The organism is Amycolatopsis sp. NPDC041971 (assembly GCF_055588925.1).
This window is the reverse complement of the sequence record NZ_JBVJCE010000013.1, coordinates 144,524-166,157: the sequence shown is the minus strand read 5'-3', so window position 1 is coordinate 166,157 and position 21,634 is coordinate 144,524. Positions and strand designations below refer to the sequence as shown.

Sequence of the window (21,634 nt, the reverse complement as noted above, 5' to 3'; positions counted from 1 at the left end):
GGGCCTTCGGCCGGGGCGGGCTCCCGCGAGGGCCCTTTTCGGACTCAACCTACAACTCCGTCTTTTGTCAGAGCTTAAATGCCCGCCCACGCGTCCCAGACCGCGCCTCGGCCGAGTGTCGCGCGTCGCCCGATGGCCCGCCGCTCGAGCAGCGTGCGCGGCAGGCGGGCGGCGACGGCACCCAGCACCCGGCACCGCAGGCCCGGACGGAAGTTCGGCGCCGCCGGTTTCCCTCGAAGGGGGAGTATCGCGGTCAGGGCGGCGAACTTCAGCAGCTGCCGGATGGCCACCTGCCTCGGCGCACACCGGAGGAGGGTCAGCAGACGGTTGCGTTCATTCCACAGGTGGAACCGGACCGAACCCGGTCGAGTGCTCGCGCCATGCCGATGGGTGACCTCGGCTTCGGCACCGACGACGTCCCAGCCCGCCAGCCGGAGCCGCCACGCGGTGTCGGTGTCCTCGTAGTAGCAGAAATAGGACGCCGGGACGCCGCCGACGGAGCGGAGCGCCTCGACGTTCAGCACGGCCGCGCCCCCGCAGAAACCGAAGACCTCGTCGGCGGGTTCCGGCAGGTCGGCACCGTGACCGTCGGCGGTCAGGCGGACGCCGGTGGACTGGACGGTCCCGTCGGCCAGCGTCAGCCGGGCGCTCACGGCGGCGGCGAGCGGAGCTTTGGCGAGGGTGTCTTCGCAGGTCGCGAGCCAGTCAGGGGTCGGCGCGGCGTCGTCGTTCAGCCACGCCATCAGCGGGGTGTCCAGTTTGTCCAGTGCGGCGGCCATGGCACCCGCGTAACCGGTGTTGCGCCGCAGCCGGAGCACCTCGGGCTTCGACGGATGGGCGGCGAGCAGGGCGGCCGTCCCGTCGTCGGAGGCGTTGTCGACGACCAGGGTGCGATGCGGGCGGGACTGCGCGGCGAGGGCGTCGAGGCAGGCGGTGATGTGCGCGGCGCCGCGCCAGGTGACCACGACGACGGTGGTGCTGGTCATGCCAGAGAGAATAGAGACCATGCCCGAACTGGTCGTGCTCGCCGAGCAGCTGCTGGCGCCGGTCCCCGGCGGGACCGGCCGCTACACCGGTGAGTTGCTGAGGGCGCTCGCCGAGACCGCGCCGACAGGCTGGACGGTGTCGAGCGTGGTGGCACGGCATGCCGACATCGAGGCGGCGGTCGTCGAGGGTGTCGAAGGTCCGCGCGTGCTGCCGATCCCGCCCCGCGCGCTGATCGCCGCTTGGCAGCTGGGCCTGCCGTGGTGGCCGGGCGGCGACGCGATCCACGCGCCGACGCCGCTCGCGCCCGCCCGCGTGCCGAAGGGGCGGACGCTGTCGGTCGCGGTGCACGACACCGTGCCGTGGACGCATCCCGAGACGTTGACCCCGCGTGGCGTGGCGTGGCACAAGGCGATGATCGCGCGGGCCGCGGGGCGGGCGACGGCGCTGACCGTGCCCACGCAAGCGATTGCGGACGAGCTCACCGGGCTGGTGCCGGTCTCGGCTCCGCCGCACGTGATTCCGCACGGCGTCCGGCCGCACGCCGCGTTCGCCGAGGTCGCGGTGCCCGAGCGGTACGTGCTCGCGATCGGGACGATCGAGCCGCGCAAGGGCATCGACGTGCTGATCGACGCCGCCGGCCGGATCGGGGTGCCGCTGGTGCTGGCCGGTCAGCCGGGCTGGGGCGGGATCGACCCGGTGGCGTTGGCGCGTGAGCACGGCGCCGACGTCCGGCTGCTGGGGAAGGTGAGCGACGCGGAACTGGCGTTCGCGTTGCGGGGCGCGTCGGTGCTGGCGATGCCGAGCCGGGCGGAGGGTTTCGGGTTACCGCTGATCGAGGCGATGGCGGCGGGGGTGCCGGTGGTGCACTCGGACGTCCCCGCCCTGGTCGAGGTGGCCGGGGGAGCGGGCGTCACTGTCCCCGTCGGCGAGGCGCAAGCGCTTGCGGACGCCCTGCGGGACGTACTCGACCACCCCGAGCGTGCGGCAGCGCTGCGTGACAGAGGTCTCAGCCGTTCGAGTGACTTCACCTGGCAGCGCGCCGCTTCGGCCGTTTGGCGCCTTCACCAGCGCGATCAGTTTTTCGGTTCGTCACCGCGCGGCCGGTGAGCCGCCGTACCCTCCTAGGGTGACCGATGACCCTCGCGTGCTGATCGACGCGACCGCCGTCCCCGCGGACCGGGGTGGCGTCGGACGTTACGTGGATTCGCTGGTCGCGGCGCTGGACGAGGACGGCGCGCGGATCACCGTCGTCTGCCAGCCGCGGGACGCGGTGCTGTACGACTGGCTGGCGCCCGGCGCGCGGATCGTGCCCACCTCGCCGTCGACTTCGACCAGGACGGCCCGGCTGACCTGGGAGCAGGCGACCCTGCCCCGGCTGGTCCGGCGGCTCGCCGCCGACGTCGTCCACTCTCCGCACTACACGATGCCGCTGGCCAGCCCGGCCGCTTCGGTGGTGACGCTGCACGACGCGACCTTCTTCACCGACGCCGTCCTGCACTCTTCGGTGAAAGCGCGCTTCTTCCGCGCCTGGACCGCGACGGCGCTTCGCCGCGCGACGCTGTGCGTCGTGCCGAGCATCGCGACGGCGGCCGAACTCGAGCGCGTCGGCCAGGTGCGGACGGCCGAGCTGGAGATCATCCACCACGGCGTCGAACCGGATCGATTCCATCCGCCCTCCCCCGCCGAGATCGAAGCTGCGCGAAAGGCTGTCGGACTCGGGAAGACCCCGTACGTCGCCTTCCTCGGCGCGCTCGAACCGCGCAAGAACGTGCCCGCGCTGATCCGCGGCTTCGCGCACGCCGTGATCGGCAGGCCGAACCCGCCGGCGCTGGTGCTGGCCGGACAACCGGGCTGGGACTCGCAAGTCGAACGCGCACTCGACGCCGTACCGCATCGGCTGCGGGTGATCCGGGCCGGATACCTGCCGTTCGACACGCTCGCCGGTTTCCTCGGCGGCTCCGAACTGGTCGCGTACCCGAGCCTCGGCGAGGGTTTCGGGCTGCCGGTGCTGGAGGCGATGGCGTGCGGCGCGGCCGTGCTCACGACCCGGCGGCTTTCGCTGCCGGAGGTCGGCGGGGACGCGGTCGCCTACTGCGGGGTCGGCGCCGGAGACGTCGCGGCGGCCATCTCGGAGCTGCTCGACGCCCCCGCGAGACGGGCCGAGCTGGCCGAAGCCGCGCTGCGTCGGGCGAAGGAGTTCTCGTGGGCGACGACCGCGGAGCGGCACCGGGAGGCCTACGCGAAGGCTTGGCACCGGCATGCGCAGCGGCGGGCAGGCTGAGGCTCACCGCCTGTAGCCGCTACCGCTCGCCGCGCGGATGTCCCCAATGCCACATGGGCAGCGTGCCTCGGCAGGGAGCAAGGGACCTTTGCTCTCGCCCCGGGGTGGGTGCGGCGCGGTCGCGTTCGGTGACGGGTGGACAATGGCCCCGTGACTGAGCACCCCAGCTACGGCGACGGGATCGCCGTCGTGACCGTGACGTACTTCCCCGGCGAAACCCTCGAAAAATTCCTCGACACGCTCGAGAAGGCGACGGATCGGGACGTCCAGGTCGTCGTCGCCGACAACGCCTCCACGGACGGCGCCCCGGAGAAGGCCGCCCGCAGGGAGAACGTCAAGTTGCTCAGCATCGGCGAGAACGTCGGCTACGGCACGGCCGCCAACCGGGGTGTCGCGGAACTCGACGACAGCTACGGCTGGGTCGTCGTGGTGAACCCGGACCTCGAATGGGAACCCGGTTCGCTCGACGCGCTGCTGGAAGTAGCCGAACGCTGGCCGCGCGGTGGCGCGTTCGGACCGCTCATCCACGACCTCGACGGCACGGTCTACCCGTCGGCCCGGCTGCTGCCGTCGTTCGGCCGCGGGATCGGGCACGCGGCGTTCGGCAAGATCTGGCCGGGCAATCCGTGGACGCGGCAGTACCGGCAGGAGACCGGCACCCTGGTCGAGCGCACGGCGGGCTGGCTTTCCGGGTCCTGCCAGCTGATCCGCCGCGAGGCCTTCGACTCGGTCGACGGATTCGACACGCGCTACTTCATGTACTTCGAGGACGTCGACCTCGGTGACCGGCTGACCCGCGCCGGCTGGCTGAACGTGTACGCCCCTTCGTCGAGCGTCATGCACATCGGCGGGCATTCGACTTCGCAGGCTTCGGAGAAGATGCTGCGCGCGCACCACGAAAGTGCGTACCGCTACCTCGCGGACCGTCACCGCGGCCTCCTGTGGAAGCCGGTCATGCTCGCGGTGAAAGCCGGTCTCGCGTTGCGGCTCAAGCTCGAAACACGCCGGAAGTAGTCGTTCCGGGCATCGGAACTCACGCGACTCCGTTCTCCGCCGTCGTGCCGGTACCGAACGCGCCGGACGTCCGGTACGACACCGCGGGAGCGGGTCACGCACACGTCCGGGGTCGCCGCCGAAGAAGCGGGCGAGAGCTACAGGGCGCTGTGGTCGACAAACCGGTGTACCCGGTAGCGGACACCCGCGACTATTTACCCAATTTCGCTTACCGGGCACCGAAATTCGCGCCAGGCGAGGGCTGCCGGTACTGCAATTCGCTGTCCAACGCCGCGTACGGCGGGAGCGCGGCGATCAAGGAGATCGATCGGGTGATCCGGGCCTCCTGAGGCATGCCCCCGGATGCTATGAACGGTCCGTTACTTGCAAATTTTGCAAGTAACGGACCGTTCATAGCACGCGCGTGAGGGGCTAGATGCCGTCCAGACGGCGCGAAAGGTTCGACCGCCCCGAAGGGTTCTGCTTCACCGTCGGCACCAGGCCGCCGACCTCGTTCTCGACGGTCTCCGGCTCCGGCCGCTCGATCAGCGGGCTCTGCACCGGAGCGGCGGGCGGCCGCCGGGTGAGCGGAGTCGTCGCCTGCGGCAGCGGCCTGGTCGGCTGCATGCCGGGACGGCGGGGATACGGCTGCGGCTGAGTCGACCCTTCGCCCCGCGCCGGCGGCAGGTCCAGCCGCGTCGTCGGCTCGGGTCCCGCGAGCGGGTGATCGTTTTCGGCGATCAGCGAAGCCGGTAGCTGAGTGGTGGTGTCCGGGTCCGATGACCGGTCGATTTCGGCGACCACCGATCGGGGGATCTGCTGAGTGTTCGCGGAGTCCATCGGAGACGTCGCGTTGTCCGGTGTCACGACGAAGGCTCCACGCGCGCTTGCGCGTGCGAGCAAGGCGTCCGCCCGAGCACGGGGGTCCATTCCCCTAGGCCTCCCGACTGACCTGGGGCCCTCTGGGTTCAGGGCCGACTGTGTGTTGCCTAGGGTATGCCCTAGGAGTGGCCGCCGTCAGCAGACCCGCGAACGTCGTCCGACAAAGTTGGCAGGCACCTGGCCGGCCGCAAGGAACTCAGGCTTCCATGTCCGAAAGGATCCGGGTGCTCGAGTCCGCCTTGTCCGTGCCGCCGATGCCGTAGAGCAATGTGATGTCGTTGCGGGCCCCGGCCTCGATCTCGTCGGCGGGGAGCTCGTCGACGCTGCGCCTGTCGCCGCCGTTGCAGAACTCGAGTTCCGTGTCGGGGTACGCCGCGCGGATCAGGTCGAACGATTCGTTGATACCCGGCCCCTGCTCGACGGCGACGTACACGTCGTCGACGATGCGCAGCGCGCGGACGATCCGGGCCCGGATGTCCTCGGTCTGGATCACCCTGCCCTTCTTGAGGACTTGCTGGTGATCGTTGTTGACGATGACGATCAGGTAGCCGGACCGTGCCTGCGCGGCTTCGAACAGGTCGAGATGGCCCTGGTGGAGCGGGTTGAAGTACCCGCTGACGATCGAGGCCTTCGCCGGTCGCTCGGTCATCGTCGGTGTCCTCCATAGGCTTACGGTTTCAGGTGGCCCGCTCACCCTAGCCGAGTGCCAGGTAGTTTCATCGTGTGCTGTTCCGTCCTGGGTTCCCGCTCGATCTGGACACGGTCCTGGGTCCGCTGAGCCGTGGATCACGGTCGCCCAACCTCGTCCGCACCGAAGCCGGGGTCACCTGGCTGGCCGCCAACACCGCGGACGGCGCGGGCACGCTCGCGCTGCTGCGGCGCGCCGACGGCGAGATCGAGGCGGAGGCCTGGGGGCCCGGCGCGGACAGGCTGCTCGACGGCGTCCCGGCGATGTTGGGCGCGCACGACGACGACACCGACTTCGTCGCGCACCACGACGTCGTCGCGTCGGCGCGGCGCCGGAACCCGGGACTGCGTCTCGGCTCGACCGGCCGGGTGTGGGACGCGCTGGTGCTCGCCGTGCTGGAGCAGAAGGTGACCAGCGTCGAGGCACTGCGGTCGTGGGGCGAATTGTGCCGCTGGTTCGGGGAGCAGGCGCCTGGGCCGGGCCCGGCACGGCTGCGTGTGCCGCCGACACCCGTCGCCATCCGATCCATTGTGGACTGGGAATGGCATCGCGCCGGGGTGGACGTGAAACGGCGGACGACGCTGATCGCCGCGGCGCGCCTCGCTCCCCGGCTGGAGAGGGCAGTCGAACTGAAGGGTGCCGAAGGCCGGGCCTGGCTGCGGAAGGTGCCCGGGATCGGCGTGTGGACCGCGGCGGAGATCGCGCAGCGTGCCTGGGGGGACCCGGACGCGGTGAGCTTCGGCGACTACAACATCCCGTCGATGGTCGGGCACGCGCTCGTCGGCGCGAAACTCGACGACGTGGGGATGTCCGAGGTGCTGGCGCCGTATTCGCCGCAGCGGCAGCGCGCGGTGCGCTACCTGTCGACGGCCGGATTCCGGCGCCCGAGGTTCGGGCCGAAGATCGAACTCCGCGACTACCGCGCCATGTGATCGCCGCGTTCAGTCCTCTGAACGCGGTCGACTCAGAGCGTCAGTTGCCCCAGCCCTGCGGCGGGTAGGGCTGCTGCTGGCTCGGCTGCTGCGGCGGCTGCTGCGGGTACTGGTGGTAGGGGAGCGCGGGCGGCTGCTTCGTGTTCGATTTCACGAGGAAGTACACCCCGACCCCGATCCCGGCCAGGACCAGGACGCCGACCATCACTACCAAGAGAAAGACCATGCTGAGAGACTAACCGGGGCCGCGTCACCAGCCCGGTGGCGGCTGCTGCGGAGGTTGGCCGGGGTACTGCCGCGGCGGTTACTGAGGCGGGTAAGGCGGCGGCTTCGGCTTGTCGAGCGTCTCGATCAAGAAGAAGACGCCCACACCCACGGTGCCCTCTCGTTCGCTCCCGCGGAGGGTAGGTCAGCCCAGCGCCGCGTCGACGATCGCCTTGGCCTCGTCGCGGCCGAGACCCAGCTTCCTGGTCAGCGTGGCGTAGTCGACGGCCGCCTGCCTCGCGCGTTCGCGGGTTTCGTCGCCGACGGCGCTGACGAACGTCCCCGCCCGGCCGCGGGTCTCGATCAGGCCCGCTTCTTCCAGTTCGCGGTAGGCCTTGGCGACCGTGTTCGGGGCGATGCCGAGGTCTTCGGCGAGTTTCCGCACGGTCGGGAGTTTCGTCCCGACGGGGAGGCTGCCGTCGTTGATCCGCCCCGCGTAGGCGGTGCGGACCTGCTCGAAGGGCGGGACCGAGGAGTTCGGGTCGACCCTGACCATGCGGTTCTCTCCCTGCTGGAACTACTGACGAGGCGGAACGACCTGGGTCCGATCGCCACCGGGTACGACCTGGGTGGCGTCACCGGCGCCACCGGGCACGACCTGCGTGCGGTCACCGCCGCCCGCCGGGGAGACGACCTGCGTCCGGTCGGCGCCCGCGGGCGACACGACCTGGGTGCGGTCGGCGCCGGCGTCCGCCTGCTGACGCGGGGAGACGACCTGCGTGCGGTCCGCGCCGCCGTCGACCGGCGGTCCGGCCTGCGGAGGAGGCGGCGGGAAACCGGGGGCGGGCGGTGCGGCGATCGGAGGCTGCGACATGGCGAACGGGTTGTGCGCCGGGACGCCGGGCGGCGGCGCGAAACCCGCGGGCGGCGGAGCGAAACCCGCGGGCGGCGGCGCGAAACCTGCGTGTGGCGGCGCGAAACCCGCCGGAGCGGGGGCAGGCGGCGGCGGGAAACCGGGCGCCTGGCCGTAACCGGGCTGAGGCGGCGGGAAACCGGGCTGCTGCTGCCAGTTGCCCTGCGGGGCGGGGCCACCGGCGGGCGGGGGCGGCGGGAAACCCGGAGCCGGGCCGCCACCGCCGAAGTTCGGGTTCTGGGGGAAGGCCATCGGCGGCTTCTTCGCCTGGTTGACCTTCACGATGATCACCACGATCACGATGAGGATGACGATGATCGCCAAGATCAGCAGAAACCAGCCGAAGCCGTCACCGTCACCGCTGCTGTGGACCCGGACCCGGTCGAGGTATGGCGTCAGCGCCGTCAGCATTGATTCCCCCTTCAGGACGTCAGCCGACACCCTAACGGCCGGACGCGACCGGCACGGCGGCTTCCATCAGTTCGGCGAGATCTTCCGATCCTTTCGGCAGGGAAGCCACCGGCCACCAACGAAGATCGTCCGATTCGTCACTTTGGACCGGTTGCGCGCCCCGGGGCGCGCGCACCACGAAACGTACGTCGAAATGCCGGGTCGGCACACCGAGCGAGCAGGTGATCGGGTGGACGTCGAGATGCACCGGGGCCGGGTCGATCACCAGGTCGTCGATACCGGATTCCTCGCGTGCCTCACGAAGGGCGGCGTCCGCGAGCGTCGCGTCGCCGGGTTCGCAATGCCCGCCGAGCTGCAACCAGCGCCCGACTCGCGGATGCAGGGTGAGCAGCACGTTTTCCGCGTCGGCGTCGAGAAGGACGGCCGACGCGGTGATGTGCCCGGCCGCGCATTCGCGGCGGCAGACGTCGTCGCGGGCGGCGAGAAAGCCGAGATAGGCCTGGCGTAGGGATTCCTGGGCGGCGTCCGCCGGTCGCCAACCGGACAAAGTGGACACGACGTTTTCATGCAGGGTCACAGTTCGAGAAGTCCTTCGCCGGGTTCGCTCGCACCGCGTGCGGGCGGGAGGGTGGCGGGATGCCCGATCGCGACCGCGCCGAGCGGTTCCCAGCGCTCGTCGAAGCCGAGGACGCCGCGCACGACGTCCGCGGCGAAGATGGTCGAACCGATCCAGCACGAGCCGAGGTCTTCGGCGGCGAGCGCGACCAGCAGGCCCTGCACGGCAGCGCCACCGGCGACGGTGAACATCGTGTGCTCACAAGCGTTCCGCCGGTCGTCGCGGTAAGTGTGCGCACCCTCGGCGACGAGGAACGGCACCACGACCTCGGGCGCTCTGTAGAGGATGTCGCCTCGGCTGAGACGCTTCGCGACCTGCTCGGCGGTGAAGTCGTCGCCTTCGAGATCGGCCTCCCACGACGCCTTCATCGCGTCGAGAAGCTTGCGGCGCAAGCCTTTCTCGCGCAGCCAGACGAACCGGACCGGTTTCGTGTGATGCGGCGCGGGCGCCGTCAGCGCCGTCCCGACCGCGCGGCGGAGTACCTCGGGATCGACCGGTTCGTCGGTGAACGACCGGATCGAACGCCGCGCGAGCACGGCTTCCCGGCGGCCCTGCGCGATGGCTTCGTTGGTGCCGAGGCGGAACAGGTCCTCTTCGGTCGGCCGGAGCAGCTTGCGGGCGGTGGACCCGTCGTCGGTCAGCCGCAGGCCGCGGACGACGGCGGCCGGGGTGCCGCCGAGTTTGCCCTTGACCAGATCCGCCGCGGCGGCCAGTTCGTCGGCGATCGCCACCTCGGTGACCGCGAGTTCGTTGCCCTGGCCGTCGATCTCGCCCGCGTACGAATGCAGCACGCGCAGACCGGACGCGCCGATCGCGGCGTCGATCTGCCCGACCCGCCACGCGCGCCCCATGGTGTCGGTGACCACGACGGCGACCTCGACGCCCATCCGTTCGCGCAGCCCGTTCCGCAGCGCGAGCGCGGAAGCGTCCGGATCGGACGGCAGCAGCGCGACCTCTCCGGAGGCCACGTTCGACGCGTCCACCCCGGAGGCGGCCTGCACGATGCCGAGCTTGTTCTCGGTGATCACCGTCCGGTTGATCCGCGCGATCACGCGGACGGACTCCTCCTCGACGAGTTCGCGCCGGGCGGCGTCGCGCTCCTCAGGATCGGCCGGGACGCGGATCAGCATGCCCTCGACCTTGGAGACGATCTTGCTCGTCACGACCAGGACGTCGCCCGAGCGCAGCCAGGGGGCCGCCTCGACGATCGCGCCGGTCAGGTCGTCGCCGGGACGGAACTCCGGCAGGCCTTCGACCGGCAGGATCTCGATCTTCGCGGAAGCGTGATCGTTCAGTCTCTTTTCAGGCAAGGAGAACTCCGGCTGATTCTTGTCAGGCAACAGAAACTCCGGCCAGCTCGAAAGCGGCGCGCACCATGGCCGCCGTAGCGTCCACATCGGACATCAGCAGGGGCACGTCGCGGACCGCGACTCCCGGTACGTCGACGGTCTCACCCTCGGCGACCAGCCAGCCGTCGAGCACGCCGTCGGTGGAGTCCTCACGGGAGCCGTAATGCCGTCCGACGGCCTCGGCCGAGGTCTCCACACCGATCGCGCTCAGGCACGCGTCGGCCATCCCGCGCAACGCCTTCCCGCCGATGATCGGCGAGACACCGACGACCTTGGCGCGTGTCTTCCGCAGCGCGTCGCGGATTCCCGGGACACCGAGTGTCGTGCCCACCGAGACCACCGGATTGGAGGGCGCGAACAGCACGATGTCGGCGCCCGCGATCGCGTCGAGCACACCCGGCGCCGGCTTGGCCTCCTCGGCACCGACGGCGATGATCGAATGCGCCTTCGGCTCGGCGCGGTAGCGCACCCACCACTCCTGGAAGTGGATCGCCTTGCGCTGGTCCTCGGCCGGGTCCGAGTCGGGGTCGTCGATCACGACATGCGTTTCGACCCGGTCGTCCGACATCGGCAGCAGGCGCACGCCCGGCTGCCAGCGGTCGCACAGCGCCTCGGTGACCTGCGAGAGCGGATAGCCCGCGCGCAGCATCCGCGAACGGATCAGATGCGTCGCGATGTCCTTGTCGCCCAAGCCGAACCAGGTCGGCTCGGCGCCATAGGCGGCGAGCTCCTCCTTGACCGTCCAGGTCTCCCCGGAGTGGCCCCAGCCGCGCTCTTCGTCGATCCCCCCGCCGAGGGTGTACATGCAGGTGTCCAGGTCCGGGCAGATGCGCAGACCGTGCATCCACACGTCGTCCCCGGTGTTCACCAGCGCGGTCACCTCATGCGGCGATTCCGGCGCGGAACCGAGCGCGGGCAGACCGAGTGCTTGTTTGACCCCCAGCAGGAAGCGGGCTCCGCCCACTCCGCCGACCAAAATGACGACCTTCACGACGGGCGATCCTCGCACGCCCCCGGAGCCGGGGCCCAGTAGCGGTACCTGTGGTGCTCCGTACAGCCCAGGCTTTCGTACAGTTTCAGCGCGCCGGAATTCGCCACCGCGACCTGCAGCACGACACCGGTGGCGCCCTGAGCTGCCGCCCAGGCACCCGCCGCGTTCATCAGCCCCCGGGCCAGTCCCCGGCGCCGGAACTCCGGCCGTACCGCCAAACGGGCGATGTGCAGCCACTCGCCGACGACGGCGCCGCGGACCGCCCCGGCGGTGACACCGTCGATTTCCACCACCCCGAAGCCGACCTTGCCGGTGCCGAGGACGTGCCGTGGCGCCTCCGCCGGATCCGCGCCGCCCGTCGTCAGTTCCCACCATCCGGACGTCGGTTCGTCGAGAATCACCGCTTCCGCCGAGGTCCCGCGCGAGAGCGGCCCGGTCAGCACGTGAACCTCGTGCGCGGGCCGGTGTTCCACATAGTGGACCCAGCCGCAGGCGGCGATGGCGTCTTCCGAAGACGTGTTCTGGATCACCTGAACGACCGGCGGGATGGCATGATCGTGGGCGAAGTCACAGACCGCCCGCAGGGCTTCTGGCAGCGGTTTTCCCGGGTCACCGATCGCCAGGGCACTGTTGGCCCGGGCGGTGAACCCGTCCGCCCAGCGCAGCCTCCAGTCGCCGATCCGGCGCTCCAGCAGGGGAGTCCAAGCCTGACTACAGGTGAGCTCGAGCATTTCCGCACTGTTCACGGTTAGATTGTGCCAAGGAAGGCAGTGGAGGGACCCCGATGAGCATCGCGCGCAAGGACGACAGGCACAACGAAGACCTGGTCCGCGAGATCTCCGACGGCTTCAACCGGGCATTGGGCGCGGAAAAGGCCGTCGAGAAGGACCCGGAAGCGGCGAAGCCCGCCGCGCCGAAGTTCGTCATCACCGGGGACAGCAGGGCCACTCCGCCGCCGCGCCGGAAAGACCGCTGAAACCCCATACCCGGGGTACGGATAAGGGTGGCCTAAGCGGGCCGGTCGCGCCCGCAGGCGCGTAATGTCCGTTGCCGACTGGTGAAGCAGAGACAAAGCAGGAGTGCGCAGTGACCTACGTGATCGCCGAGCCCTGCGTCGACGTGCTCGACAAGGCGTGTATCGACGAGTGCCCCGTGGATTGCATCTACGAGGGTGACCGCATGCTGTACATCCACCCGGACGAATGCGTCGACTGCGGTGCCTGCGAGCCGGTCTGCCCCGTCGAGGCGATCTACTACGAGGACGACGTCCCCGACGAGTGGAACGCCTACACCAAGGCCAACGTCGACTTCTTCGACGAACTCGGCTCGCCCGGTGGTGCCTCCAAGGTCGGCAAGACCAGCCACGACCCCGCCTTCATCAAGGCTCTTCCCCCGCAGGGCGAATGAGCCGGGTCGCTCTTCCTGATTTCCCCTGGGACTCTCTCGCCGAAGCCAAGGCGAAGGCCCAGGCGCATCCCGGGGGCATCGTCGACCTGTCGATCGGCACGCCGGTGGACCCGGTCCCCGAGAGCATCCGCGCGGCGCTCGCGTCCGTGTCGGAGATCCCGGGGTACCCGACCACGCACGGGATCCCCGAGCTCAGGGCCGCCGCGATCGAAGCGCTTTCGCGGCGGCACGGCGTCGAAGGTGTTCCCGAGGCGGCCGTGCTGCCGACGATCGGTTCGAAGGAACTGGTCGCGTCGCTGCCGAGGCAACTGGGGTTCGGCCCCGGTGACCTCGTCGTCATCCCCGAGGTGGCGTATCCGACCTACGAGGTCGGCGTGCTGCTGGCGGGTGCTTCCCTGCTGCGCGCGGACAGCACTTTCGCGCTCGGCCCGCAGCGGCCTTCGATGCTGTGGATCAACTCGCCGTCCAACCCGACGGGGCGCGTGCTCGGTGTCGATCACCTGCGCAAGGTCGTCGAATGGGCGCGGGAACGCGATGTCGTCGTGGTCTCCGACGAGTGTTATCTGGCGCTGGGCTGGGAAAGCGAGCCCGTGTCGATCCTGCACCCGTCCGTGCACGGCGGCTCCCTCGACGGCCTGCTGGCCGTCCACTCGCTGTCGAAGTCCGCGAACCTCGCCAGCTACCGCGCCGGATTCGTCACCGGTGACCCGAAGCTCGTCGCCGGGCTGCTGGAGATCCGCAAGCACTCCGGGCTGATCGTGCCGCGGCCGGTGCAGGAGGCCATGGTCGCCGCGCTGAAGGACGACGAAGCGCTTGCCGTGCAACGGGAACGCTACGCACGCCGCCGGCTGGTGCTGCGGAAGGCGCTGCTGGACAGCGGTTTCGAGATCTCGCACTCCGAGGCGGGGCTGTATCTCTGGTCCACGCGCGGGGAATCCGCGCTCGACACGGTCGACTGGCTCGCCGATCGCGGCATCCTCGCCGCGCCGGGCACGTTCTACGGGCCGACTGGTGGACGGCACGTCCGGATCGCCCTGACGGCGACGGACGAGCGGATCGACGCGGCCGTGGAGCGGCTCACTTCCTGAGTTCGGCGCGGTTCGTGCGCCTCACCCTGTGCCAGGAACGGACCGTTCCTGGCAAAATTTGCAAGGAACGGACCGTTCATGGCACGTCGCGACCGGTGAAACCCCGGTAGATGAACCGCGTCAGCGCCTCGACGGCTTCCTCCTCGGAGACCGACGACGGGTCCAGCAGCCACGTGTGCGCGAAACCGTTGACCAGTTCGCCCATCATCGCGAGCGAGAGCCGTTCCGACGCCGGGAGTTCCATTCCCGCCGCGGTGATGTACCCGAGGTGGCTGAGGATGTCTTCCGCCTGATCGGCGCCGAAGCGCGCGAAGGTGCGCGCGAAGTCGTCGCTGACCATGGCGGCCTGGCGGAGCGCGAGCATCGTCGCGGCGTTGTCGCGATGGAAGTTCCAGTACTCGCGGACGTGCCAGCGGATGGCCTCCGGGTCGGCGAAATCGGCTTTGTGCTCCGGCGAGGACGCATTCACGTCGCTCGCCGCCGCGAGGTCCGCGAGAAGCGCTTCGAGCAGCTCTTCCTTGCTCGCGAAGTGGTTGTAGAACGAGCCCGCCGCGCGTCCGGCTTCCGTCGTGATGTCGGTGATCTTGGTGTTCAGGTACCCCTTCGCCGCGAAAACGCGCTTCGCCGCGTCCTTGAGCGCGGACTCGGTCTCCGCCGCCTTCTCCTTGCGGCTCGTCGCCGTCATCGGCACCTCCTTGACACGGGAGGTTAGCAACGTCCAGAATGAATATAGATTCACTGAATTGAAATTCATTGGAGGTGAAGATGACCGAGGTACTGATCGCGGGAGCCGGGCCGACCGGGCTCACGCTGGCCATCGACCTCGCGCGCCGCGGCGTCGGCGTGCGGATCGTGGAGAAGGCCGAGACGTTCTTCCAGGGCTCGCGCGGGGACGGTCTGCAACCGCGCACGCTGGAGGTCTTCGAGGACCTCGGCGTACTGGACGCGGTGCTGGCCGCCGGGCAGGCGCCGGTGCCGATGCGGATCCACCTGGGCGGCGAGGTCGTCGGCGAGCGGATGATGGCCGAACTCGCCGACCCGACCCCCGACGTGCCGTATCCGAACGGGCATTTCCTCGGCCAGTCGCGGACCGAAGGGATCCTGCGGGAGCGGCTCGCCGAATTCGGCGTCCAGGTGGAGCTCGGTACGCCGCTCGTCGGTTTCGAGCAGGACGCCGACGGTGTGACGGCCGAGCTGCCCGGCGAGCGGGTGCGGGTCGACCATCTCGTCGGCGCGGACGGCGGGAAGAGCTTCGTGCGCAAGACCCTCGGCATCGCGTTCGAGGGCACCACCGACGAATCGATCCGCATGTTGCTGGGTGATGTCCAGGCGGAGGGGCTCGATCGCGCGTATGGGCACTGGTTCGCGAAGCCCGAGGCCCCGATGTCGGGAATCGGGCTCACGCCGCTGCCCGGCGTGCCGCATTTCCAGTTCGGCGCGCCGCTGGGCGAGGAGGAGGTCGAGGCGTCGCTGGAGACGTTGCAGTCGCGGCTCGACGAGCTGTCCGGCGGCGGGGTCCGGTTGCACGACCTCGCCTGGTCGACGGTGTGGCGGCCCAACATCCGGCTCGCCGCGCGATTCCGGGACGGTCGCGTGTTCCTCGCCGGCGACGCGGCGCACGTCCATCCGCCGACCGGCGGACAGGGGCTCAACACCGGTGTGCAGGACGCGTACAACCTGGGCTGGAAGCTCGCCGACGGTTCACCGGAGCTGCTCGACAGCTACGAGCCAGAGCGGCGCGGGGTCGCCGCGCGGGTGCTGAAGATCAGCACCGAAATCCTCGAGAAGTACAAGGAAGGCTCGGAAGACGCGCACGAGCGCGGCGAGAACACGCGTCAGCTCGACATCGGGTATCGCGGCGGCCCGCTCGCACCCGCGGCCACCGGCCGGATCCGGCCCGGCGACCGCGCCCCGGACGCGCCGCTGAAGGACGCGAACGGCAAGTCCGTCCGGTTGTTCGAGCTGCTGCGCGGTCCGCAGGCGACCGTGCTGGTGTTCGGCGACGGTCCGGCCCCCGAAGGCGCGCGGCGGATCCTGCCCGCGGGCAGCGCACTGTCCGATGTGGACTTCGAGGACGTCGGCGGACATGCCTTCGCCGCGTATGAAGCCGGAAACGGACGGCAGGTACTGATCCGCCCGGACGGCTACGTCCGCGAAATCACCGACTGAGCGGCCTCGTCGACCTCCGCCCAGACGTCGCGCCACACCGTGCGGACCTCGGCGCGGCGCAGCAGTTCCTTCTCCGCGACCCGGCCCGCGATGAAGGCGAGTTCGGTGTCGGTCGTGTCCAAGGCTCCTCGCATGCGATCGGCGGCGACGCAGGCGTCCTGATGATCTCCGAGGACGGTCTGAAAGTTCTTCGTGGCCTTGATCAGCCGCTGGATCCGCTCCGCCTGCTTTTTCTTCGCGGCGGGCTTGGCCATCTCGGCGGCGTAGCGGAGTTTCTTGCCGTAGATGCGAAGGGCGTGAAGGTCGTCGTCCGGGGGATCGGCGGGAAGCGCCTTTACGGCCTTGGCGAGCTTTCGATGCGGCTTCGCGAGACCGGCGACGAGATCCGCGGAGGTGGTTCCGGCTTCGGAAGTGGGTTCTTCGGTGGCGGGCTGCCGGGCGAGACGGCCGATGTCCTGGAGCATCGAGGCATAACGGGGGCTGGCGAGCGCGCGGGTGAGCCGCCGCTTCGCGCCGGTGCGTTCGGTGACGAACTTCGAGACCAGACGGCGCGCGGCGGGCTGGTCGCGCACCTCGAATTCGGCGACGACCTCGCGAAGATGACCGATCAGGACGTCGTAGTCGCGGACCTCACCGAGGGACTGGCCGAGCCAGCCGAGTTCGGCTCGCACGGGTTCGGCGTCCGGGCCGATGAGGCGGCCCGAGAGCTTGAGGACGCTCCGCATGCGGCGCAGCGCGACCCGCATCTGGTGCAGGTCTTCAGGATCGGCGCCGGATTTGGTGCCCGGTTCGTGCGCGAGGAGCGCGCGGATCTCGACGTCGAGTTTGACCCGGACGTGCTTGGCCGCCGGATCGTCCGGCCCGGCTTGCGCGGGGCGGTCACCGAGCCCGAGCGCGGCCGGAGTGGTGGAAGGGACGTTCTTGCGCGGCAGGGTCTCGGCTGTCACAAGATGAATTCTAGGTGAACCGGCAAGCTGGTCCAGGCCGGGAGAGGAGCAAGGGACCTTTGCTATCACTTTCCGGGGGAGAGTGATAGCAAAGGTCCCTTGCTCTCTTTTCGCAGGTCAGTTGGCGTGCAGGGCCGCGTTCAGCTCGATGCCGACGCCGGCGCGCGCGACGACCTCGACGGCACCGGTCCCGGAGTTCCGCCGGAACACCGCGCCCGAGATACCGGACAGCTCCAGCGCCTTCACGACCTTGCCCTCGAAGGTGACCTTCGTGCCGGCCGTGACGTAGAGGCCAGCTTCGACGACCGAGTCGTCGCCGAGCGAGATGCCGACGCCGCCGTTCGCGCCGATCAGGCAGCGCTCGCCGATCGAGATGGTCTCCTTGCCACCGCCGGACAGGGTGCCCATGATCGACGCGCCGCCGCCGACGTCGGAGCCGTCGCCGACCAGGACGCCCGCGGAGATCCGGCCCTCCACCATGGAGGCGCCGAGCGTGCCGGCGTTGAAGTTGACGAAGCCCTCGTGCATGACGGTGGTGCCGTTCGCCAGGTGCGCGCCGAGGCGGGCGCGGTCGGCGTCGGCGATGCGGACGCCGGTGGGCACGACGTAGTCGACCATCCGCGGGAACTTGTCCACGCTGTAGACGGTGACGTTGCCGCGCGCCCGCAGCCGCAGCCGGGTCGCCTCGAAGCCCTCGACGGGGCACGGCCCGTGGTTCGTCCACACGACGTTCGCCAGCAGGCCGAAGATGCCGTCGAGGCTCGCGCCGTGCGGCCGGACCAGACGGTGCGACAGCAGGTGAAGGCGCAGGTAGACGTCGTGCGTGTCACCGGGGGCGTCGGCGAGACGGGCGATGGTAGTGCGGACCGCGACGACCTCGACACCGCGGTCGGTGTCCGGGCCGAGCTGGGCGGCGGCGGCCTCGCCGAGAGCCTCGGAGGCCTCTTCGGTGGTCAGCCGCACCGTGCCGGCCACGCTGTCGGTGTCGTCGATCAGCTTCGGCAGCGGGAACCAGGTGTCCAGCACCGTGCCGTCGGTCGTGACGGTGGCCAGTCCGACGCCGGTGGCGCCGGTCGTTTCGGGGTCAGGGGTCTGCTCACTCACGTCCTGAACGGTAGCCCAGTGACCCGCGTCAACCGCCGACGAGGCTCTTCACACTGGTCAGCGTCGTCGCCATGTCCGCGAGTGCCTGGCCGCACAGACCGCCGGGAGCCGCCTGATCCTGGCAATTCGCGGTGCGGAAGGCGGCGATCGGGCGATCGAGGACGTCGGCGTGCGACGACAGGTCCGGGCGGCGTTTGCGGACGGTCCCCGCGGCACTGGAGAGTTCGGTGACGAACTTCTGGCAGCCCTTGGGCGATTCGGTTCCCGGCGACAGATAGCACCGGTCCGTGGTCAGCGCCTTGAGTTTGATCGGCAGCACGTCCGGCCCGGTGCTCTGGGTCGGCCGGACCTTCACCGGGACTTCGCCCGATCCGCAGCCGCCGAGTACCAGGAGGAGGGCGACCAAGATGGTTCGCATGCGCACTCCTTCACGGTAGCCCCGGGCCCCCGGCGGTACGGTGCGGGCATGCCTTCGCTCGATCTGCACGCCGATCCCGTCGACCTCACCGCCGCGCTGGTGGACATCTTCAGCGTCTCGGAAGAGGAGAAGGTCATCGCGGACGCCGTGCAGGCCGCGCTCCAGGCGCATGCGCCGCATCTCGAGGTGATCCGCAACGGCGACGCGGTCCTCGCGCGTACGAACCTCGGCCGCCCTTCGCGGGTGCTGCTGGCCGGGCATCTCGACACCGTTCCGGTCAACGAGAACCTGCCCGGGCGTCGCGAGGGGACCGGTGACGACGAGATCTTGCACGGTCTGGGCACCGTCGACATGAAGAGTGGCGACGCCGTCTTCCTCCACCTCGCCGCCACCCTCCGCGAGCCGAGGCACGACATCACCTTCGTGTTCTACGACTGCGAAGAGATCGAAGCGACGAAGAACGGCCTCGGCCGCATCGAGCGTGAACTGCCCGAATGGTTGCGGGCCGACCTCGCGATCCTCGGCGAGCCGTCGAACGGCGGGATCGAGGGTGGTTGCCAGGGCACGATGCGGATCGAGATCCGCGTCGACGGCGTCCGGGCGCACACCGCGCGCGGCTGGATGGGCGTCAACGCGATCCACGGGCTCGCCGAACCGCTGCGCAGGCTCGCCGAGTACACGCCGCGGGTGGTCGACATCGACGGCTTGACTTACCGCGAAGGCTTACAGGCCACGAAGATCGGCGGCGGTGTGGCGGGCAACGTCGTGCCGGACGAGGCCGTCCTCACGATCAACCACCGGTTCGCGCCCGACCGCTCGTCCGAGGAAGCCGAGACGCACCTTCGCGAGGTTTTCGAGGGCTACGACGTCAGGGTTGTCGACTTGTCGCCAGGGGCGCTGCCCGGTCTGAGCGCACCGGCGGCGGCCGAACTGGTCGCCGCGGCGGGGGGCAAGGCGGTCGCGAAGCTGGGCTGGACCGACGTCTCGCGCTTCGCGGCTCTCGGGATTCCGGCGGTGAACTTCGGACCCGGTGACCCGACGCTGGCGCACACCCGGCAGGAGAACGTGCGGGCGGGCGAGATCCGGCAGGTCGCTTCGGTGCTGCGCGCGTTCCTCAGCTAGCCAGGGCGAGTAGTTCGTCGAGAGCCTGCTCTGGGCCGCCGTAGGTGAGATGGGCGATCGCGAACATCGGGGCGATCACCCGGCTCCAGGCGTACAACCTGTCCCCGTCGAGCCCGCACGCGTTCGCCAGCACGTGGCAACGGGTCTCGACGCCTTCGTGCCCGGCGCCGCCGACCGCGTGATCGACGGCGTCGAAGCACGGATCACCCACACACGCCTTCGGATCGATCGCGATCAGGCCTCGCGAGCCACCGTCCAAGACGTTGCCGAGGTGCAGGTCGCCGTGGAGCAGTACGACGTTCGCCTGGCTGTCCAGCAATGCCTCGCAGCGCTCGATCGCCCGCTGCCAGGTGTCCGGGCCGATCCTGGCGGCGATGGCCGGTTCGGTGATCCGCTTGCCGATGCGGTCGAAGGACTCCTCGAACCGGCCGCGCAGGCTCCACGGCCAGTCCGCGGGCGGGGTCACGGCGTGCAGGGCGGTGAGCAGTTCGCCCCACCGGCCCGGCAAGGACGACGCCGGCAGGTCCTCGGCCACGGTGCCCGGCCGGATCTCCGCCAGCACCATCGCGCCGGCGTCCGGGTCGGCGGCCAGCACGGCGGGCACCCGGCCCGTCGGCGCGAACACCCGCAGCATTTCGAGCTGTTCGGCCAGCAGCGCGCCATCCGGGCTGAGTTTGAGCACCGCCGGTGTCCCGTCGGTCCATCGGCAGCGCAGGACGACGGACGAGGCGCCACTGTCGAACATCTCGCCGGGCACGAAACCCCATCGGGACGCCAGCCGCGTGGCGAGGGCCGGGACACCGGCGAGCCACCCTTCGGCGGCAGGGCCGAATCGGCCCACCAAGCGGGTGTCGAGATCTTCCAAGTCCACTTCGGTCACTTCGCGACGTCCTCTTCGGCGCCCAGCAGTAGCAGCCCACGCCGCAACAGGTTCGCGGCCTCTTCGAAGCGCCCTTGGTCGAGAAGCAACTCTCCCGCTTTGTCGACCGAAGCGGCCAAGACGCCGCGAGCGTCGCGGAGCGCGGCCACGTCGATGGCGTGCGCGAAGCCCGCTTCGGCTGCTTCGAGGTCTCCGCGGGCCAGAGCCAGCGAGCCCTGCTGGAACGTGAGTGACGCAGAGAGCGGCGAGTCCGCGGGGATGGCTTCGGTTGCTTCGGAGAGTAGCGCGGCGGCGTCGTCGAGACGACCGAGTTCGCGGCAGACGTCGGCGAGTTCCAGAGTGACGGCGTGATCGGGCGCGGCCGCCCTTGACGCGCGAAGGTCCGCGAGAGCGCCTTCGAGGTCGTCGGCGCGACGGACCAGGGCCCGCGCGAACAGGCACCGGGCCAGCACCGGCCGCAGGGCACGCTCGTGGAGCAGATCGTGCAGCACCGACACGGCGGCGACGGCGTCGGCCACCCGCCCTTCACCGAGGTAGGCCTCGGTCAGCCGTCGCTGGTGCTCGGTGAGTTCGGCCAGGATCTCCTCGCCGCCGCGAGCCAGCCGCAGCGCCTCGTTCGCGTGCCGCGCGGCCTGAACGGTCTCGCCGAGGCGGAGGTGTCCCTCGGCGAGATACGCGCGCAGGGTCAGCAGGAGCAGCGGATGCGGATAGCCGTCGAGGCTCGCGTCGAGCGCCGTCCGGAGGAGATGCATCGCGTGATGCGGCTCGCCCCGGCCGAGCAGGACGTTCGCCCGCAGCGCGGCGGCCAGTTCGCGATATGGCGGGATGTCTTCGCCGAGAGCGGCTTCGGCGGCGGCCACGAGCCGCGGCCGGGCGTCGTCTTCGGTGAACCGCGCGAGCCACAGCCAGGCGAGTCCGGCCTGGCGAGCGCGGCCGATCTTCTCGGCCCGCCGAGCCAGCCGTCGCATCTTCGGAGCCGAGCCCTTACCCGCGAGGAACTGCGACGCGGCCGCCGCGACCTCCAGATCGAGCCGGAGGTCGTCACGCGGAGAGGTCACGCCGAGCAGTTCGCCGGTGTCCACCCCGAGTCGCGCGGCGAAATGGCGCAGCGCGTCACCGGACGGCGTCCGCGCACCCGTCTCGACGGACGAAACATAGGCGGCGGTGTAGTGCGGTTCGGCGAGTTCGCGCTGGGTGAGGCCACGTTCGGCGCGCAGCCGCCGCAGCCGTCCGCCGACCTCCTCGCCCATGA

The 21,634-nt window shown here is 70.2% G+C and carries 26 protein-coding genes; 9 read left to right on the top strand and 17 right to left on the bottom strand.

What is annotated here, in order from left to right; all coding sequences use genetic code 11:
- Positions 1 to 74 precede the first annotated feature (74 nt).
- Positions 75 to 986, bottom strand: coding sequence for a glycosyltransferase family 2 protein (locus ACZ6DT_RS25175; protein ID WP_465599469.1), 912 nt, complete (start codon positions 984 to 986; stop codon positions 75 to 77).
- Between the two features lie 19 nt (positions 987 to 1,005).
- On the opposite strand from ACZ6DT_RS25175, the gene ACZ6DT_RS25170 reads away from it, so the two are divergent.
- The 3 genes from ACZ6DT_RS25170 (at position 1,006) to ACZ6DT_RS25160 (ending at position 4,282) form a co-directional block, all read left to right on the top strand.
- Positions 1,006 to 2,094 (top strand): glycosyltransferase family 4 protein, encoded by a 1,089-nt coding sequence (locus ACZ6DT_RS25170; protein ID WP_465599662.1) that lies wholly within the window; start codon positions 1,006 to 1,008, stop codon positions 2,092 to 2,094.
- 37 nt (positions 2,095 to 2,131) lie between these two features.
- Positions 2,132 to 3,268, top strand: coding sequence for a glycosyltransferase family 4 protein (locus ACZ6DT_RS25165; protein WP_465599660.1), 1,137 nt, complete (start codon positions 2,132 to 2,134; stop codon positions 3,266 to 3,268).
- Between the two features lie 150 nt (positions 3,269 to 3,418).
- The gene (locus ACZ6DT_RS25160) at positions 3,419 to 4,282 is read left to right on the top strand and encodes a glycosyltransferase family 2 protein (protein WP_465599467.1); all 864 of its coding nucleotides are present in this window, start codon (positions 3,419 to 3,421) and stop codon (positions 4,280 to 4,282) included.
- A gap of 208 nt (positions 4,283 to 4,490) precedes the next feature.
- On the opposite strand, the gene ACZ6DT_RS25155 is transcribed toward ACZ6DT_RS25160, so the two are convergent.
- The 3 genes from ACZ6DT_RS25155 to ACZ6DT_RS25145 form a co-directional block, all read right to left on the bottom strand.
- The gene (locus ACZ6DT_RS25155) at positions 4,491 to 4,616 is read right to left on the bottom strand and encodes a hypothetical protein (protein ID WP_465599465.1); all 126 of its coding nucleotides are present in this window, start codon (positions 4,614 to 4,616) and stop codon (positions 4,491 to 4,493) included.
- A 77-nt stretch (positions 4,617 to 4,693) separates the two neighbouring features.
- A complete protein-coding gene (locus ACZ6DT_RS25150; RefSeq protein ID WP_465599463.1) occupies positions 4,694 to 5,191 on the bottom strand; it encodes a hypothetical protein in 498 nt (165 codons plus the stop codon).
- Positions 5,192 to 5,339: 148 nt separating this feature from the next.
- Positions 5,340 to 5,792 carry an adenylyltransferase/cytidyltransferase family protein gene (locus tag ACZ6DT_RS25145; RefSeq protein ID WP_465599461.1) on the bottom strand — a complete coding sequence of 151 codons (453 nt, stop codon included), beginning with the start codon at positions 5,790 to 5,792 and terminating at the stop codon, positions 5,340 to 5,342.
- Positions 5,793 to 5,866: 74 nt separating this feature from the next.
- On the opposite strand from ACZ6DT_RS25145, the gene ACZ6DT_RS25140 reads away from it, so the two are divergent.
- Positions 5,867 to 6,763: a DNA-3-methyladenine glycosylase family protein gene (locus ACZ6DT_RS25140; protein ID WP_465599459.1), complete on the top strand. Its 897-nt coding sequence runs from the start codon at positions 5,867 to 5,869 to the stop codon at positions 6,761 to 6,763.
- A gap of 40 nt (positions 6,764 to 6,803) precedes the next feature.
- On the opposite strand, the gene ACZ6DT_RS25135 is transcribed toward ACZ6DT_RS25140, so the two are convergent.
- The 7 genes from ACZ6DT_RS25135 to ACZ6DT_RS25105 form a co-directional block, all read right to left on the bottom strand.
- On the bottom strand, positions 6,804 to 6,989 hold the full coding sequence (locus tag ACZ6DT_RS25135) for a hypothetical protein (RefSeq protein WP_465599457.1): 186 nt from the start codon (positions 6,987 to 6,989) through the stop codon (positions 6,804 to 6,806).
- A 183-nt stretch (positions 6,990 to 7,172) separates the two neighbouring features.
- On the bottom strand, positions 7,173 to 7,523 hold the full coding sequence (locus tag ACZ6DT_RS25130) for a GntR family transcriptional regulator (RefSeq protein ID WP_465599455.1): 351 nt from the start codon (positions 7,521 to 7,523) through the stop codon (positions 7,173 to 7,175).
- A 21-nt stretch (positions 7,524 to 7,544) separates the two neighbouring features.
- Positions 7,545 to 8,291, bottom strand: coding sequence for a hypothetical protein (locus tag ACZ6DT_RS25125; RefSeq protein WP_465599453.1), 747 nt, complete (start codon positions 8,289 to 8,291; stop codon positions 7,545 to 7,547).
- Between the two features lie 31 nt (positions 8,292 to 8,322).
- The gene (locus ACZ6DT_RS25120; RefSeq protein ID WP_465599451.1) at positions 8,323 to 8,868 is read right to left on the bottom strand and encodes an NUDIX hydrolase; all 546 of its coding nucleotides are present in this window, start codon (positions 8,866 to 8,868) and stop codon (positions 8,323 to 8,325) included.
- The gene (locus ACZ6DT_RS25115) at positions 8,865 to 10,202 is read right to left on the bottom strand and encodes a coenzyme F420-0:L-glutamate ligase (protein ID WP_465599658.1); all 1,338 of its coding nucleotides are present in this window, start codon (positions 10,200 to 10,202) and stop codon (positions 8,865 to 8,867) included. The genes ACZ6DT_RS25120 and ACZ6DT_RS25115 overlap by 4 nt, the downstream gene beginning before the upstream one ends.
- A 37-nt stretch (positions 10,203 to 10,239) precedes the next feature.
- A complete protein-coding gene (gene cofD / locus ACZ6DT_RS25110) occupies positions 10,240 to 11,247 on the bottom strand; it encodes a 2-phospho-L-lactate transferase (protein WP_465599449.1) in 1,008 nt (335 codons plus the stop codon).
- Positions 11,244 to 11,978 carry a GNAT family N-acetyltransferase gene (locus tag ACZ6DT_RS25105; protein ID WP_465599656.1) on the bottom strand — a complete coding sequence of 245 codons (735 nt, stop codon included), beginning with the start codon at positions 11,976 to 11,978 and terminating at the stop codon, positions 11,244 to 11,246. The genes cofD and ACZ6DT_RS25105 overlap by 4 nt, the downstream gene beginning before the upstream one ends.
- A gap of 53 nt (positions 11,979 to 12,031) precedes the next feature.
- On the opposite strand from ACZ6DT_RS25105, the gene ACZ6DT_RS25100 reads away from it, so the two are divergent.
- The 3 genes from ACZ6DT_RS25100 to dapC all read left to right on the top strand — a co-directional run bounded on the left by ACZ6DT_RS25100 (position 12,032) and on the right by dapC (position 13,742).
- Positions 12,032 to 12,223 (top strand): hypothetical protein, encoded by a 192-nt coding sequence (locus ACZ6DT_RS25100; protein WP_465599447.1) that lies wholly within the window; start codon positions 12,032 to 12,034, stop codon positions 12,221 to 12,223.
- Between the two features lie 110 nt (positions 12,224 to 12,333).
- The gene (gene fdxA, locus ACZ6DT_RS25095; protein WP_007031860.1) at positions 12,334 to 12,654 is read left to right on the top strand and encodes a ferredoxin; all 321 of its coding nucleotides are present in this window, start codon (positions 12,334 to 12,336) and stop codon (positions 12,652 to 12,654) included.
- On the top strand, positions 12,651 to 13,742 hold the full coding sequence (gene dapC, locus ACZ6DT_RS25090) for a succinyldiaminopimelate transaminase (protein ID WP_465599444.1): 1,092 nt from the start codon (positions 12,651 to 12,653) through the stop codon (positions 13,740 to 13,742). The genes fdxA and dapC overlap by 4 nt, the downstream gene beginning before the upstream one ends.
- Positions 13,743 to 13,818: 76 nt before the next feature.
- Here the strand turns inward: dapC and ACZ6DT_RS25085 are convergent, their stop codons facing one another.
- A complete protein-coding gene (locus ACZ6DT_RS25085; RefSeq protein WP_465599442.1) occupies positions 13,819 to 14,427 on the bottom strand; it encodes a TetR/AcrR family transcriptional regulator in 609 nt (202 codons plus the stop codon).
- Between the two features lie 80 nt (positions 14,428 to 14,507).
- Between ACZ6DT_RS25085 and ACZ6DT_RS25080 the strand changes: the two genes are divergently transcribed.
- Entirely contained in the window at positions 14,508 to 15,911 is a 1,404-nt protein-coding gene (locus ACZ6DT_RS25080) for an FAD-dependent monooxygenase (protein ID WP_465599440.1), read from the top strand.
- On the opposite strand, the gene ACZ6DT_RS25075 is transcribed toward ACZ6DT_RS25080, so the two are convergent.
- The 3 genes from ACZ6DT_RS25075 to ACZ6DT_RS25065 form a co-directional block, all read right to left on the bottom strand.
- On the bottom strand, positions 15,887 to 16,858 hold the full coding sequence (locus ACZ6DT_RS25075) for a CHAD domain-containing protein (RefSeq protein WP_465599438.1): 972 nt from the start codon (positions 16,856 to 16,858) through the stop codon (positions 15,887 to 15,889). The two genes, ACZ6DT_RS25080 and ACZ6DT_RS25075, sit on opposite strands and share 25 nt — an antisense overlap.
- Positions 16,859 to 16,975: 117 nt before the next feature.
- Positions 16,976 to 17,962 (bottom strand): 2,3,4,5-tetrahydropyridine-2,6-dicarboxylate N-succinyltransferase, encoded by a 987-nt coding sequence (gene dapD, locus ACZ6DT_RS25070; RefSeq protein ID WP_465599436.1) that lies wholly within the window; start codon positions 17,960 to 17,962, stop codon positions 16,976 to 16,978.
- Positions 17,963 to 17,990: 28 nt separating this feature from the next.
- On the bottom strand, positions 17,991 to 18,380 hold the full coding sequence (locus ACZ6DT_RS25065) for a hypothetical protein (protein WP_465599434.1): 390 nt from the start codon (positions 18,378 to 18,380) through the stop codon (positions 17,991 to 17,993).
- A 48-nt stretch (positions 18,381 to 18,428) separates the two neighbouring features.
- Here ACZ6DT_RS25065 and dapE point away from each other — a divergent pair, with 48 nt between their 5' ends.
- On the top strand, positions 18,429 to 19,502 hold the full coding sequence (dapE, locus tag ACZ6DT_RS25060; protein WP_465599432.1) for a succinyl-diaminopimelate desuccinylase: 1,074 nt from the start codon (positions 18,429 to 18,431) through the stop codon (positions 19,500 to 19,502).
- Here the strand turns inward: dapE and ACZ6DT_RS25055 are convergent.
- Both ACZ6DT_RS25055 and ACZ6DT_RS25050 read right to left on the bottom strand, forming a co-directional pair.
- On the bottom strand, positions 19,495 to 20,382 hold the full coding sequence (locus ACZ6DT_RS25055; protein ID WP_465599430.1) for an aminoglycoside phosphotransferase family protein: 888 nt from the start codon (positions 20,380 to 20,382) through the stop codon (positions 19,495 to 19,497). The genes dapE and ACZ6DT_RS25055 overlap by 8 nt on opposite strands.
- The gene (locus ACZ6DT_RS25050; RefSeq protein ID WP_465599428.1) at positions 20,379 to 21,632 is read right to left on the bottom strand and encodes a helix-turn-helix domain-containing protein; all 1,254 of its coding nucleotides are present in this window, start codon (positions 21,630 to 21,632) and stop codon (positions 20,379 to 20,381) included. The genes ACZ6DT_RS25055 and ACZ6DT_RS25050 overlap by 4 nt, the downstream gene beginning before the upstream one ends.
- Between the last annotated feature and the right edge of the window lie 2 nt (positions 21,633 to 21,634).